This is a genomic window from Marinomonas phycocola (assembly GCF_047525455.1).
Classification (GTDB): Bacteria; Pseudomonadota; Gammaproteobacteria; order Pseudomonadales; family Marinomonadaceae; genus Marinomonas.
The window spans coordinates 3,942-19,339 of sequence record NZ_JBLIXL010000009.1 but is presented as its reverse complement, the minus strand read 5'-3'; the positions used below and the strand labels follow the sequence as shown (position 1 = coordinate 19,339).

The 15,398-nt window shown below is 42.4% G+C and carries 13 protein-coding genes; 9 read left to right on the top strand and 4 right to left on the bottom strand.

What is annotated here, in order from left to right:
* Positions 1-104: 104 nt before the first annotated feature.
* Genes ACMUMJ_RS08550 through ACMUMJ_RS08535 form a run of 4 tightly spaced genes read right to left on the bottom strand, consistent with a single transcriptional unit; the run spans position 105 to position 2,656 of the window.
* A complete protein-coding gene (locus ACMUMJ_RS08550) occupies positions 105-1,025 on the bottom strand; it encodes an energy transducer TonB (protein ID WP_414678406.1) in 921 nt (306 codons plus the stop codon).
* 2 nt (positions 1,026-1,027) lie between these two features.
* The gene (locus ACMUMJ_RS08545) at positions 1,028-1,429 is read right to left on the bottom strand and encodes an ExbD/TolR family protein (RefSeq protein ID WP_414678405.1); all 402 of its coding nucleotides are present in this window, start codon (positions 1,427-1,429) and stop codon (positions 1,028-1,030) included.
* Positions 1,426-1,821, bottom strand: coding sequence for an ExbD/TolR family protein (locus tag ACMUMJ_RS08540; protein ID WP_414678404.1), 396 nt, complete (start codon positions 1,819-1,821; stop codon positions 1,426-1,428). Before ACMUMJ_RS08540 ends, ACMUMJ_RS08545 begins: the two co-directional genes overlap by 4 nt.
* On the bottom strand, positions 1,811-2,656 hold the full coding sequence (locus ACMUMJ_RS08535; RefSeq protein WP_414678403.1) for a MotA/TolQ/ExbB proton channel family protein: 846 nt from the start codon (positions 2,654-2,656) through the stop codon (positions 1,811-1,813). Before ACMUMJ_RS08535 ends, ACMUMJ_RS08540 begins: the two co-directional genes overlap by 11 nt.
* Before the next feature lie 143 nt (positions 2,657-2,799).
* Between ACMUMJ_RS08535 and ACMUMJ_RS08530 the strand changes: the two genes are divergently transcribed.
* The 9 genes from ACMUMJ_RS08530 to ACMUMJ_RS08490 form a co-directional block, all read left to right on the top strand.
* Positions 2,800-3,465 carry a response regulator transcription factor gene (locus ACMUMJ_RS08530; protein ID WP_414678402.1) on the top strand — a complete coding sequence of 222 codons (666 nt, stop codon included), beginning with the start codon at positions 2,800-2,802 and terminating at the stop codon, positions 3,463-3,465.
* 329 nt (positions 3,466-3,794) lie between these two features.
* The gene (locus tag ACMUMJ_RS08525) at positions 3,795-4,367 is read left to right on the top strand and encodes a sigma-70 family RNA polymerase sigma factor (RefSeq protein ID WP_414678401.1); all 573 of its coding nucleotides are present in this window, start codon (positions 3,795-3,797) and stop codon (positions 4,365-4,367) included.
* Positions 4,368-4,372: 5 nt separating this feature from the next.
* Positions 4,373-5,086: a ChrR family anti-sigma-E factor gene (locus ACMUMJ_RS08520; protein ID WP_414678400.1), complete on the top strand. Its 714-nt coding sequence runs from the start codon at positions 4,373-4,375 to the stop codon at positions 5,084-5,086.
* 295 nt (positions 5,087-5,381) lie between these two features.
* Positions 5,382-5,858, top strand: a complete 477-nt coding sequence (locus ACMUMJ_RS08515) for an NYN domain-containing protein (RefSeq protein WP_414678399.1) — start codon at positions 5,382-5,384, stop codon at positions 5,856-5,858.
* 405 nt (positions 5,859-6,263) lie between these two features.
* Complete coding sequence (gene olsF, locus ACMUMJ_RS08510; protein ID WP_414678398.1) at positions 6,264-8,024, top strand: bifunctional ornithine lipid synthase OlsF; 1,761 nt, start codon at positions 6,264-6,266, stop codon at positions 8,022-8,024.
* A 475-nt stretch (positions 8,025-8,499) separates the two neighbouring features.
* Positions 8,500-8,805 (top strand): isoamylase early set domain-containing protein, encoded by a 306-nt coding sequence (locus ACMUMJ_RS08505; RefSeq protein ID WP_414678397.1) that lies wholly within the window; start codon positions 8,500-8,502, stop codon positions 8,803-8,805.
* Between the two features lie 199 nt (positions 8,806-9,004).
* The gene (betB, locus tag ACMUMJ_RS08500; protein ID WP_414678396.1) at positions 9,005-10,459 is read left to right on the top strand and encodes a betaine-aldehyde dehydrogenase; all 1,455 of its coding nucleotides are present in this window, start codon (positions 9,005-9,007) and stop codon (positions 10,457-10,459) included.
* Between the two features lie 27 nt (positions 10,460-10,486).
* On the top strand, positions 10,487-12,154 hold the full coding sequence (betA, locus tag ACMUMJ_RS08495; protein ID WP_414678395.1) for a choline dehydrogenase: 1,668 nt from the start codon (positions 10,487-10,489) through the stop codon (positions 12,152-12,154).
* Positions 12,155-12,858: 704 nt separating this feature from the next.
* On the top strand, positions 12,859-15,398 hold a 2,540-nt coding region (locus tag ACMUMJ_RS08490), incomplete at its 3' end, for a retention module-containing protein (protein WP_414678394.1).

Genomic DNA, 15,398 nt, shown 5'->3' with positions numbered 1-15,398 from the left:
ATTTTCTGCATTGAATATTTTCTAACACTGTCGCAAGGCGCCTACGGCTTTTCCGATCTACTGATTTAAGAGAGTTGTGTGGTCAGTCTAAAAACTGGGTATCATTAATTATTAAGTGAAAACTTAATAGGTAGGGTCAAGTTAAAACTGCTCTCCTCTAATTCTCTGGGTATTTGGGGAAATGGACTGGCACGCATTAACATGGCTAAGGCTTCTTTATCTAAACGTTTATCACCAGAGCTGGCCACGATGCTGGCATTGGTGACTCGCCCATTACGTTGAATCATAAAGGTGACGGTCGACGTGCCTGTTATACCTGCTCGACGAGATTGGCGCGGATAACGTTTAGCACGGGCAATACGAGCCAAAATATTACTTAGATAGCTTTGCCTTGCCGTTGGATTACCACCTGTCTCCACCTTGTCACCAATATCGTTTGCTGTAGTGATAGCAGCAGACGGCTCTTTATTGTTTGTTGGCGTTTCTTCAGCGATACTTTTTTGAGTCGCCTCGTTTTCAAGATTTTGCACAGGGTCAGCTTTCGTTTTTGGTTCAACCACTGGCTCTGGCTCAACAATGGGTTCCGGCTCAATAATGGGCTCTGGCTCAATAATTGTCTCTAGCTCAATAATGGGCTCTGACTCAATAATGGGCTCTGGCTCAATAATTGTCTCTAGCTCAATAATGGGCTCTGACTCAATAATGGGTTCTGGCTCAATAATGGGCTCTGGCTCAATAATTGTCTCTAGCTCAATAATGGGCTCTGACTCAATAATGGGTTCTGAGTCTGCTTTTGGCTCATCAACAGGCTCTATGATGCCTTCTGTGGTTTTCGTACTTTGCTGATCTTTGCTTTCTGCCATTTCTGTAAAGCTACCCGCAATGCCAACACTGACTTGTAAGACATCCATGCGTTTTGCTATTGCACCGTCGCTGTTTTTTGAAGATAACCAAGGTGTAAGCAACACAAGATGAATCACTACAGCGATTACCAAGCTGATCAACACATGTTTTATCGAGATCATGATTACTGCTCCGTTACTAAGAGCAGTTGTTTAACACCAAGTTCTTTAATCACACTCAATATTGGATCCATTACTGAGGCAGGTAGATTCTTATGAATACGGAAAGTGATCTTGGATTCCGCCGACAATGACAATTGATTAAGCTGTTCTGGTAAATCCGTTATTTCAACCGCCATGTCATTCAAATAATAACGGCCATTCGCCATAACTTTAATAGCAACATCTTGCCTCGCCAAATCCATTTCGCTACTCGACGATGGGATTAAGAGTTGATCACTTCGAGACGCAATGTGGCCTGCGATCATAAAGAAAATCAGCAATAGGAAAACAATATTAATCGCTGGAATCATGCTCTCGTCGAGCGTATTAAGAGAAGAAGACTTAGGAGGAGAAACGAATATCATGGCGCGACAGACCCACTTACATTGAGTTTGGTTACACCCGCTGCGTAAACTTGATCAATCAATGTGATTACACGCTGAATACGAACGTGACTTCTCGCGGCAAGTACGACTCGCTCCCCTCGACTGCCAAATCCCTTCAATTGCTCAGCAATGAGCGGGCTGTCCCATTGATAACGTACATCGTTGATAATCACTTCCGTCTCTGAGTGCAATAGAATTTTTTGTATCGTGCTGCTTAATGACAGTGCGCCTGAAGAAGCATTCAGCTCAATTTGTTTTGCAAGGTTAAATGTTGAAGACAGCATAAAAAACAACAGTAGAATAAACACGACATCAATTAATGGCGTAATGCTAATTGAGTTTTTACGTTGGGTTGATATCTCAAGCAGCACGGTTATTCATCCCAACGCTTGAAAAAGGATTAACAGAGAATTCTGTATCACTGGTTAGCACCTGAGTAACGGAATCATTGATCGCATGGGCAACACGATCTACCTTGCGCTCCAACCAACTGTGGGCAGTGGACACAGGCAGTGCAACGGCCAAACCCGCTGCGGTTGTTAGTAGCGCCTGCCAAATGCCGCCCGACAATACAGACGGGTCAATCTGACTGCCTGCCGCTTCCATCTGTTGAAACGCCACAATCATGCCCAAAACCGTTCCCATTAACCCTAATAAAGGGCTTAAGCTAGCTACAACATCCAACGGACGTAACAATGAACGTAATTGATAAATTAATTCATTGGCTTGGCGGCCCAGCTCTTCTTCTAAACGTTGGGGGTTTTGTTTTTTTGACACGCCCTTCATCGCAAATAAAACAATTTTAGACACGGCGTTACGTTCATTAAGTGATTCCAACGCGGCGCTTCGCTCTTGTTTATGCCAATAGATCAGACTTTTATTTACATCTTTTAGACTCTCGGGGCGTAACACTGAAAATTGCCATGCTTTTAGAAGAATGATACTTAACGAAAAAACAGACAAAACAGCCAATATCCAAACAACAGGCCCACCGATTTTTACCAACTGAATGATGTGTTCAAACCGATCACTGAAAGACCCAATAGCCAACTCAATGGTCTGAGATGGCTCGATTACTGAAAACGATTCCACACTTGTAACCTGCTCAAGATCCCCTTCTAAGCGGCTTACTGGCACATCATACGTCGTTAAAGGTGGCGTATCTAAAATCGGCTGATGGCTTATGTCGTTGCTGTTTGTATCCACGGTTTGGCCTTTAATTGATATTAAAAGATATTGGTTATCATTAGTATTAAGTTTATTGTTCGTGTATTCTATGTTTTACGTTGTTAAAAAAGCGTTAAGTTTTAAAACATCTACGCGTAAAAGCGCATCAATGAGGATTCAGCATGCTAGATGTACTGTTAGTAGAAGATGATCGTGATTTGGCCTTATTGATAATGGATCACCTTGAGCGAGAAAAAATACTCTGTGACTACGCTTCAAATGGGTTAGAAGGTGTATTATTGATTGAGAAAAATCGTTACGATGCCATTGTTCTTGATATCAATCTGTCGGAAATGGACGGCTTATCTCTATGTCGAAAGTTAAGAATGGATGGTATTGATACGTCGGTGTTAATGTTGACTGCGCGCAATACCTTGGCAAATAAAATCGAGGGGTTTCAAGCTGGGGCTGACGATTATATGGTGAAGCCATTTTACATGGAGGAATTGATCGCACGAGTAAAGGTACTGTCTAAGCGCCGTAGTGGTGAGATATCCAAGTTGGTTTCAGGGCCGTTAACCCTTGATCTGCACAACCGAGTAGGTACCCTTCATAACCGACCAATAAAGCTCACTCCTATTGCATTTAACATTCTCGAAATTCTATTAAGAGCAAGCCCTCATCCTGTATCTAAAACAAGTCTTATTCAACATATTTGGGGGGAAGACATTCCAGACAGTAATACATTACGTGTTCACATTCATAACATTCGAAAAATATTGCGTGTAAGCAATGCAGACAGTTTACTGAAAACGGCTCCCAACTACGGTTTCTACATTGAAAAGTAAGTTTGTCCACTGTATTAGCCCTAATATATTCATAAAAGTCTTGTTAAAAGAAAAAAAACAAAAAAGAATGATCCAATAACGTTATGCTTCTCGTATAGATAAATAACCAACAAAGTCTCGCTCGCTCTTAGAAATAAACTGGCAATACCTACATTGAGACCTTTGCCCGAAACCATGAGCGACGATAAGACAAGGCGAAAAAGCGGAGTTTATGCGCTATAAATGCGCATTTTGAGTCTGTTTTTAACAAAGTATTAGCAAGCGTAGTCGTCGTGCAAAGGTCTCACATTGAAATAGAGTACACAATCATGCTTTGGAGCTGACTCAAGATGAACAGAGCGACAGAACAGGTAAACTCAACGCTAGCAGAAGACATTATTGCGGTTGCGACACATCGTGATCAGGCCGCTTTGGGGAGACTGTTCGATCATTATGTTCCAAGAGTTCGTAGCTTCTGTTTAGTGGCGCAACCGGGGTCGACTCTTATGGCAGACGACATAGCTCAAGAAGTTATGATCCGAGTCTGGAATAAAGCTGATACTTTTAACCCCAACACAGCCTCACTCAACACCTGGATTTTCACCATTGCACGTAATGCCCGTATTGATTACTTGAGAAAAAACGGTCGCCATACATCCAGCATAGATCCAGAGCTTTTTTGGGATGATGTCGTCGATGAAAGCATTGATTTATTTAGAGATGCTCAACAGGCACGTGACAAAAGCCGCATACACAGCGGATTATCCCAGCTACCCACAGATCAAAAACAAGTGCTCGCAAAAGTCTATTTAGAAGGTAAAACCCATGTGGAAACAGCACAAGAACTGGGGTTGCCATTAGGCACCATAAAGTCTCGTGTTCGTTTGGCCTTACACAAACTCACTATTTACATTAAGAGGTAGTCATTATGCTTAACTACCATCCAACGATAGAATTGCTAACCGATTACGCTTCTGGTTCATTGGCACTGCCTTATGCATTATGTATTGCTACCCATCTGGAGCAATGTAAGGAATGCCGTGAGCAAGTTAAAAAACTCGAACAGGTAGGCAGTTTCTTATTTGATGAGATAAATCAGACCGATCATCCTTCTGACAATATGGACAGTTTGAAAGAAGAGCTATTCAAACGTCTAAATACACAGTCAAACGCGTCCACTGATACGCTATTAAATAAAACCGCGGTTCATAAAGACGATCACACGGAGTTAGGCTACAAGGTTCCAAACAGTCTGCAACAATTCGTATCAGAAGGCTACGACTCGCTCAATTGGATTCGTATTTCACCTTCTTTTCAAATCGCTATTTTATCTAACGAAGATAATGGCACTCAGGTTGCTTTGACTAGAATCAAAGCAGGTAGCCATATTCCAACTCATACCCATACTGGTGACGAATTTACGTTAGTACTAGAAGGCAGTTTTTCTGACGAGAAAGGTGTGTATAAAAAAGGCGATTTCATTCAACTGGATGAAAACGATAAACACAAACCCGTTGTCACTCGTGATGCTGAATGCATCTGTTTAACGGTTGTGGAAGCACCCATTCAATTTACAGGGTTGGTGACACGCTTGTTGAACCCGATCCTTCGTAAAGTACACCCATACCGTTTCGCTAACTAAGCGAACAACATTGTTAAAAAGCGTCTATATCAGGATAAAAGACAAATAGAATCAAGAGGCGCTCACCTCGCACTTGAATTCAGGCATAAGCAATATAGTGAGACCTTTTCATGAAGTCATGAGTGACGATAAGACGAGGCAAAAACAGACGAAAAGTGAAGCTTATGCGTCATAAATGCGCATATTTGAGTCTGTTTTTAACAAAGTATTAACAAGCGCAGTAGTCACGCAAAGGTCTCATAGTAAAGTAGTATATACTCAGCACTTAACCCATAACGTCAAAGCCTAATTCTAAATGAAAAAAATTGCTATTTTTGTCGATGTGCAAAACATTTACTACACCTCAAAACAAACGTTTGGCCAGCATTTTAACTACACAAAATTTTGGCAAGAAATTAGCCAACTAGGCGAAATTCATTCTGCTTTTGCTTACGCGATTGACCGTAGAGACAGCAAGCAACATCAATTTCAGCAAATCTTAAAAAACATCGGCTTTGAGGTAAAACTTAAACCCTTTATCCAACGCAGTGATGGTTCCGCAAAAGGCGATTGGGATGTGGGTATTACAATTGATGTAATTGAAGAAGCTCAACATGTAGACATGATTGTTTTACTATCGGGCGATGGGGACTTTGATCGTCTACTGACGCATGTAATGCAAAAACATAAGGTTAAAACTTGTGTCTATGGTGTAAACAAGTTAACCGCTCAATCCCTAATTCAAGCAGCAGATGAATTCCGCGAGATTAATGAATCGTTATTGTTAAACTAAGGAAGGTGCGGATAAGTCTACTAAGACTCAGTCTTTCAGAGAAACCGTCAAATAAGGCACGATTCTGCAGGAATGTTAATCCCTTTCAAAGAGTCGTAACGAAATGTGACGTTTTCTCTGAAAGACCCGCAGGGCATGGTCTAAAAGCCAGTATTCTTTGTTGAGTATCTCGAAAATAGGCCAGCTATTCACATTCGATACTCGCCTCAAATGGCTGGCTTTTATCCACATGCTGAGACAAGAGGACTTATTCGCACCTTCCCTAATACTGGGCTCTTCCCTTCTTTTTTAAAGAGGCAGTGAATCATTGTCTTTTTTCTGTCATGTAATCGTCACTTTGTTGTCACTTCTGATCTTTATTCTGGGCGTAATATCCAAGTTTAGATCTATGGAGAAGTTACTTTGATGCACGTTGAACGGATTATTGCGGAAAAATCCCCAAGTTTCCTACAAAAACATCCATTTATTACTCGACCAACAGTCGAGATATTAAAGCACTTATTTCATGAACAAGAAGTCAATCATTTTCTAGATGAAAATAAAGACTGCTTAGGATTTGAATTTATTGATCGGGTATTAAATCACTTTAACTTCAATTACCACACCAGCCAAATTGATCGCCGTAATATACCTGCAACAGGCCGCGTCATTATCATCGCCAACCACCCTCTTGGAGCGCTCGATGGGCTCGCTTTACTACGCTTGGTCGGGGAAGTCAGAAACGATGTAAAAATCATTGCCAACGACATGTTGATGCATTTTGACGCATTAAAAAACCTTATTCTTCCAGTGGACAATCTTTCAGGAAAAAGCAACAGTAAACAATTAAAAAACATCATTGATAGCCTAAGGAAAGAAGAAGCCGTTATTATTTTTCCTGCGGGGGAAGTCTCTCGTTTATCCCCCACAGGGATTAAAGATCAACATTGGAATTCAAACTATCTAAAATTAGCCCAAAAGACCAATAGCCCTTTGCTGCCAGTTTACATCAATGGTCGAAACTCTCTTTTATTTTATACCAGTTCCATTATTTACCGTCCCTTATCCACAATTCAGCTCGCTCATGAAATGTTCAAGCAGCAAAATCGTCGTGTACCCATACAAATAGGGAAACCCATTTCTATTCAAGAATTGACGAAACTCCCACTCAGTGACAAAGAAAAAAATAAACTGGTAAAGCGGCATTTGTATCGCATTGCCAAAGGTAAAAAACCGCTTATTAAAACGGAAAATACCATTTCTCACCCTCAAGACCGCAAACAACTCAAAGCAGAGTTAAGCCATTCTGAGTATTTAGGCTGCACAAAGGATGGTAAACAGATTTACCTTTTTGATTACATTGATCAATCTGCCACCATCCAAGAAATAGGTCGATTACGTGAAATTGCGTTTCGTACAGTAGGTGAAGGCACAGGGAAAAGCGCAGATTTGGACAAATTCGATCAACATTATCGCCATTTGGTGCTGTGGGATGAAGAAGAGTTAGAAATTGTTGGGGCGTATCGTATAGGAGAAATACATCGCTATATAAAAGAAGGCACCCAACACACTATTTATACAGAGGAGTTGTTTAGCCTTCGCCCTGAAATGATACCTTACTTAGAGCACGGTGTTGAATTAGGACGAAGCTTTGTACAACCTAAATATTGGGGGAAAAGAAGTTTAGATTATCTATGGTATGGCTTGGGTGCGTATTTAAACCGATATCCTGAAGTGCGTTATTTATTTGGCCCTGTCAGTTTGAGCAACAGTTACCCACAGCTGGCAAAAGATATCATTGTGTATTTTTACAGTATGCACTTTCCCGATACAGAAAAATTGGCGATGTCTTTCACCCCGTATCAAATTAGCATTGAAAACAAAGACTATTTGGCAAATCTGTTTTCAGGCTTATCGTATGAAAATGATTTTAAAGTCCTCAAAGAACAATTAAGCCATTTAAGTGTTTCTGTGCCTACCTTGTATAAACAATACAGTGAATTGTGTGAACCAAATGGTGTACGCTTTTTGGGTTTCGGTGTGGATGCTAATTTTGGTTTTTGTATTGATGGGCTTGTTTTAGTAGACCTTCACGCTGTTAAAGAAGCCAAAAACAAACGATATCGAGGCGAAAATCACACTCCAGAAACCAATAGGGCCAACTTTAACAAAGCCGGTCTCCACTAAGTTCTTACCATCAAAAAAAGAGAATTTCCGTTCTACGTCTCTTTTTTTGATGGTTTTTTATCATTAGAATCCTCCTCTACCTTAGCCGACGCTTTGCTTAATTTTTTATACACAATATAAACAATAACTTTTACAACAAGTCATCCCGCTAATAGACCATAACGCAAAGTCTGTCGGATTCATAAACCTGCCTTTTATTTTCCATAGGATATCGTGGTGTCATTTTAGTCTTAATATGAAGCCTTCTTTCTGACCTAACTCAATCATTCGTACGTCTTCCAGTTATTGACCAGCGGAGCATGAATCGACAATGATTCAGACTTTTTTCGATCAATTAAAAGAGCACGCTGCCTTGTTTTTTTCGTCAGGTTGTCATATACGTTGAGTATGTTTAAAAGCCTTATACATACACTTAAAATATGGACTAAGACTTGCAAAACTCATGGTTTCGCAGACAAATACATTGGAGTTGCACATGATTGAAAAAAGATACCTCAAGAGTAAACCCATCTGTAAAGTAAAATTTTCCTTATCAAAGGCGGACATAGAATCCGCGAAAAACATTGCTGTCGTTGGCGATTTTAATAATTGGGACATCACAGCAAACCCATTAAGAAAGCAAAAATCTGGCGTGTTCTCTTCCACTGTAGATTTAGAAATAGATCGCAGTTATCAATTTCGATATGTACTCGATGGGAAAATATGGATCAACGATACAGAAGCCGACAGTTTTGTCCCTTCGAACGTCAGTTTAGAACAAAATTGTCTACTGGATATTTAAAAAATAGTACATTTATAAAAACAAAATTAAAGCGTGTTAGTATCTGATCTAACACGCTTTTTTAATTATTCATTTTAGACAGGAAAAATCTCTTAATGAATTCTCTTTACATCATATCATCTTACTAGTAAAAACAGTAAAATTAATTTTTATTAAACGCACGTTTAATAAAAAACAACATCACTACGAGGTTCTCAACATGCCACATCAACAGTACATTAACGGTCGTTACCATGCATCAACCAGTAACGAGCAGTTTGAAACGCTTAATCCAGCAACAGGTGACGTTATTGCCACCATCGAATTAGCAGGCTCAGCAGAAGTTGATGAGGCGGTTGCGGCAGCGAAAGAAGGCCAGAAAGTATGGGCGGCAATGAGTGCCGTTGAGCGCAGTCGTATTCTTTATAAAACAGCTCAGCTTTTACGCGAAAACAACGAAGAGTTGGCGCGTTTAGAAGTGTTAGATACAGGTAAACCGTTACAAGAAGCCATCTGTGTCGATGTTGAATCTGGTGCAGATGTTATTGAATATTACGCTGGTCTGGCGAATAAGATTCAAGGTGAATATCAAGATCTGGGTGATGGCAATTTTTATTACACCCGTAAAGAGCCATTAGGCGTTTGTGCCGGTATTGGCGCTTGGAATTACCCTATTCAAATCGCTTGTTGGAAATCTGGCCCGGCCTTAGCAGCAGGCAACGCCATGATTTTCAAACCGTCCGAAGAAACACCACTAACCGCATTAAAACTGGCTGAAATTTACACCCAAGCAGGCCTACCAAACGGTGTCTTTAATGTGGTTCAAGGTAATGCGAGTACAGGTCAATTAATTACAGGCCACCCAGACATCGCGAAAGTGTCTTTCACTGGTGAATGTGGAACGGGTAAAAAAGTCATGACGGCATCCGCGCAAACACTGAAGCAAGTGACCATGGAACTGGGTGGCAAGTCGCCTCTAATCATTTTCCCTGATATGCCGATTGATCAAGCGGTATCCGGTGCCATGTTAGCGAACTTCTACACCCAAGGTGAAGTTTGTACTAATGGTACTCGCGTATTTGTCCACGCAGATATCCTTGAAGCATTTAATGCTGAACTAAAAACACGCACAGAAGCCATGATTGTTGGCGACCCTTTAGATATGGCAACACAAGTTGGTTCTCTAATTTCCAAAGACCATATGAAAAAAGTATTGGGTTACATCCAAGCGGCTAAAGATGCTGGCGCAACCTTATTGTGTGGCGGTTATCAAGCAACAGAAAATGGCTTAGACAAAGGCGCGTTTGTTGTACCTACTGTTTTCACTGATTGCACCGACGACATGCCACAAGTGCGTGAAGAAATCTTTGGCCCTGTTATGTCAGTTCTCAGTTTTACAGATGAAGACGAGGTTGTAAAAAGAGCCAATGGTTCTGAGTTTGGCTTAGCAGCAGGCGTATTTACAAAAGACATCAGCCGAGCACACCGTGTTATCGGTCAGATGCAAGCAGGTATCTGTTGGATCAATAACTGGGGGGCATCACCCGCTGAAATGCCTGTTGGTGGCTATAAAGAGTCTGGCATTGGTCGTGAAAATGGCATTGAGACACTTTATCACTACACGCAAAATAAGAGTATCTTTGTCTCTTTAGACGATCTTCCAAGCCCTTATTAATTCAGCACTATTATCAGTAGAAATGTTATGTCTAAAGAAACGTTTGATTACATTATCGTTGGAGCAGGATCTGCAGGTTGCGTACTCGCTGATCGATTAACCCAAAGTGGTGAGCACACGGTCTTACTGCTTGAGATGGGAGGCAGTGATAAAAGCCTTTTTATCCAAATGCCAACGGCCCTCTCCTACCCGATGAACACGGATAAGTACGCGTGGCAGTTCCATACGGATAAAGAACCGGGTGTGAATGGCCGTAAAATGCATTGCCCACGAGGAAAAGTTCTCGGAGGCTCTTCTTCAATTAATGGCATGGTGTATGTTCGTGGACACGCTGAAGATTTTAATGAATGGGAAAAAGCAGGGGCAACAGGTTGGAACTACCAAACTTGCTTACCTTATTTCAAAAAAGCCGAAACATGGATTCAAGGCGGTAACGACTATCGCGGAGGATCTGGGCCATTAAGTACAAACAATGGCAATAATATGACGCTTAACCCACTGTATGAAACCTTTATAAAAGCAGGTGAAGCAGCAGGTTACGGTAGAACTGAAGATTATAATGCCTATCGCCAAGAAGGCTTTGGCGCTATGCATATGACGGTCAAAAAGGGGGTCAGAGCCTCTACATCCAATGCTTATCTGCGCCGGGCTATGAAACGCTCAAATTTGACTCTTCGTACTGGCGTGCTAACTCACAAAGTACTCTTTGATGGTAAAAAAGCCATTGGAGTTGAGTATTCAAAAAATGGGATGGTGCAAAAAAACCTAGCAGCGAAAGAAGTTATTCTGTCTGCCGGTTCTGTTGGCTCACCGCAACTGTTACAACTGTCTGGTGTTGGGCCTAAAAACGTACTGAAAGATGCCGATGTTCCACTAATACATGATTTACCTGGTGTGGGTGAAAACCTTCAAGATCACTTGGAAGTGTATTTCCAATACTACTGCAAACAACCTGTTAGTTTAAACGGCAAGCTGGACTTAGTCAGTAAAGGCATGATTGGCACACGCTGGGTTCTCTTTAAAGATGGCTTAGGTGCGACCAATCATTTTGAGTCCTGTGCGTTTATTCGCTCTAGGGCAGGTCTTAAAGCACCAAATATTCAGTACCATTTCTTACCTGCCGCCATGCGTTATGATGGCCAAGCTGCGGTGAAAGGCCATGGATTCCAAGTGCATGTTGGCCCCAATAAACCAGAAAGCCGTGGGCGACTTTGGATTGAGTCCAATAATCCAAAAGCCAGCCCCCGTATCTTGTTTAACTACATCACAACAGAGCAAGACAAACAGGACTGGCGTGACTGTATCCGTTTAACCCGTGAGATCATTGAACAATCTCCGTTCGACGATTATCGTGGTGAGGAGATTCAACCGGGTAAATCCATTACAACAGACGATGAAATCGATCAGTGGGTAAAAGACAACGTTGAAAGTGCTTATCACCCATCTTGCACCTGTAAAATTGGCGCAGACAGTGACCCTATGGCGGTATTGGATGCCGAGTGTAATGTAAGAGGCGTGTCCAATCTGCGCGTTGTGGATTCCTCAATCTTCCCTACGATTACCAATGGTAACTTAAACGCACCGACTATCATGGTGGCAGAAAAAGCCGCCGATATGATTTTAGGTAAGCCAGCATTAGCAAGTAATAACGTTGATGTGTGGATTCACCCTCATTGGGAAACACAACAAAGGTAGCTTCGCTTTAGCTACTCATCTTTGCAGCACAGAACTAGGGAAGGTGCGAATAAGTCCTCTTGTCTCAGCATGTGGATAAAAGCCGGCTATTCGAGGCGAGTATCGAATAGCCGGCTTTTTTATCCTCTTAATGCTTTCTGCATTTCGTATACCACAATACAACCTCTCTTCGTTTTGGAGATATAACCCGCCCTATATTCCATAAAACATCCATATTAAAAAACACATAAGTAATATCACTAAAAACAGAAATACAATAAGGTTATATTGCATTACTTTAAAAGAACATTAGCTTCAACGGTGTTTCCCCCTAAGCTTGAATTAAAAACAGAACCACTCGACGACTTAGCTTTAAATGAGAACACTTAGGCAAAATATTTTTCACAACATTTATCATGGAAGTGATCTTTATCTTGTGGAGAGTATGCTACTAGAAGGTTGTCCACTCAATCGAGCGAATCGAAATAAAGTGTGCCAAGAATACTCAGAGAATATCTCTAATTAGTTAAACAATTTGAAAATTGTCATCACCTATATGCGCCACGGGTATTGGATTGAATGGTTAAATGATTCAAATCTTGGCTTTTAATGATGAATTTTCAATAATTAAGGGGTTTTCTAGTACCAAAGTACAGTATTTTTGTTTGATGTAATGGCTTATTTTATAAGGTAACGAAAATCATATAAAAAGGTCAGGTACTGCTATGAGTGATAATCAAGTTTCATTTGCAACTTTAGGTAACGCTGTCGGTGTTGTGATTCAAGTAAGCAGCGCGGTGAGTGTTCAATCAATTGATGGGCAAGAACGTTCAATAAATGTCGGGGATCCGATATTTTATGGTGAGACGGTCGTCTCTACGTTGACTGGTTCCGCTATCATTGAATTCATTGATGGTACTCAAATTGTCATTGAAAATAATTCTGTTGTTGAAATAACAGATGAGATTTATTTCATAGGAGAATCTGAAGAGCTAATTGCAGACTCGTCTTCTGAAGTTGATGCGTTACAAGAGGCTATCTTGGCAGGTATTGACCCGACGTTAATTCAAGAGGCTCCAGCAGCAGGCGAAGAAGCGGATGCAGAAGAAGGTGGTTTAGGAGGGGCCGAGACGGTTCAAAGAACAGGAGAAGAGGCGTTACCTGAGTATGGATATGATACGAATCCAAGTGATCTAGGGGGGGGGAATGAGAATCTCATTGATGTTGAAAACGACATTAATACATCCATATCTCCTAATGGATCATCCAACATAGGTACCGACTCAAATTCAGCGGCTGGATCCACAACAGGACCAACATCCGCACCGACTGAGGCGCCAACACTCGCACCGATTGAAGCACCAACGCCCGCACCGACTGAAGCACCAACGCCCGCACCGACTGAAGCACCAACACCTGCACCGACTGAAGCACCAACACCTGCACCGACTGAAGCACCAACGCCCGCACCGACTGAAGCACCAACACCTGCACCGACTTCAGCACCCACTGAAGCACCAACGTCCGCACCGACTGAAAATCCAACACCTCCACGGATTGTTGCTCCTCCTGTTATTACTAATATTACAGACGACTCTGAGGCTTCTGATTATTCTCTTGTAACGCTTCATGGTACGGGAGAGCCGGGTGCATCAATCACTCTTTATGTGATTTCAAACTCTACTACTAACGGAAATAATACCCAAACGGGTGAATACACTACAGTTAAAGACCTACCAATCACAGTAGACAGCAGCGGTAACTGGACGGTAGATATTTCTAATCTGGACGATGTTCCAGTGGGTGACAATGAATTTTTCAAAGCGGTTCAAACTGATACGAATGGTAATGTTAGTGCTGATTCGAACACGGTCCATTACTGGCATGGTGATAGTACTTCGCAAAATGCGGAGTCAGAAGATGACTTTGTGCTGTCTGGTGCAGATGACGATACACACACTATAAACACTGACGATGACAATGATGCAGTGACTATCGATGGCGGTGCAGGTAATGATACGGCTAAGTTTAGTAAAGCGATTTCGGAAATGCAGTCGATTACATTAGCTGATAATGGAAATGTAATTATTGTTGATGATCAGGGTGATACCAACATTCTTATTGAGTTTGAATTTTTCTCGTTCAAAGATGTTGTTTATAGTAAAGAGTCGTTACTCGGCAATGTGACAGAAGATGGGGTCCTACAAGCAGTAGGCACCTTGACAGTTAGCGATGCGGATGCCGATGAATCCATTTTCGTGGCACAAGAAGACGCCCCAGGCGAGTACGGTTCGTTCAGCATTAACGCAAAAGGCGTGTGGACGTATGCGCTGAATAACGAAGCGGACCACGTGCAAGCGTTGGATGCAGGTCAAACCGAGACCGATACGTTCACAGTGACCACAGCGAGTGGCGAAACAAAAACCGTTACGATCACGATCAACGGCGCAGAAGACGTGGCAGAGATCGATGGAACGGATATCGGTTCGGTAACAGAAGACGGTACGCTAACGACAGCAGGCACCTTGACAGTTAGCGATGCGGACGCCGGTGAATCCATTTTCGTGGCACAAGAAGACGCCCCAGGCGAGTACGGTTCGTTCAGTGTGGGTACAGATGGTGCGTGGACATACGACCTAACGGCGAACGATAGCGAAGCGGTTCAAGCCTTGGATGACGGTGATACGTTAACAGAGACGTTCACAGTGACCACAGCGGGTGGCGAAACACAAACCGTTACGATCACGATCAACGGCACAGACGATAAGGCCGTGATTACCGGTTCTGACAGCGGCAGTGTGAAAGAAGATGAGATCGCGCAAGCGACAGGCACCTTGAGTGTGAGCGATGCGGATGCCGATGAATCCATTTTCGTGGCACAAGAAGACGCCCCAGGCGAGTACGGTTCGTTCAGTGTGGGTACAGATGGTGCGTGGACATACGACCTAACGGCGAACGATAGCGAAGCGGTTCAAGCCTTGGGGGACGGTGATACGTTGACAGAGACGTTCACAGTGACCACAGCGGGTGGCGACACAGAGACAGTCACGATTACGATCAACGGCACAGACGATAAGGCCGTGATTACCGGTTCTGACAGCGGCAGTGTGGAAGAAGATGAGATCGCGCAAGCGACAGGCACCTTGAGTGTGAGCGATGCGGATGCCGATGAATCCATTTTCGTGGCACAAGAAGACGCTCCAGGCAAATACGGTTCGTTCAGTGTGGGTACAGATGGTGCGTGGACATACGACCTAACGGCGAA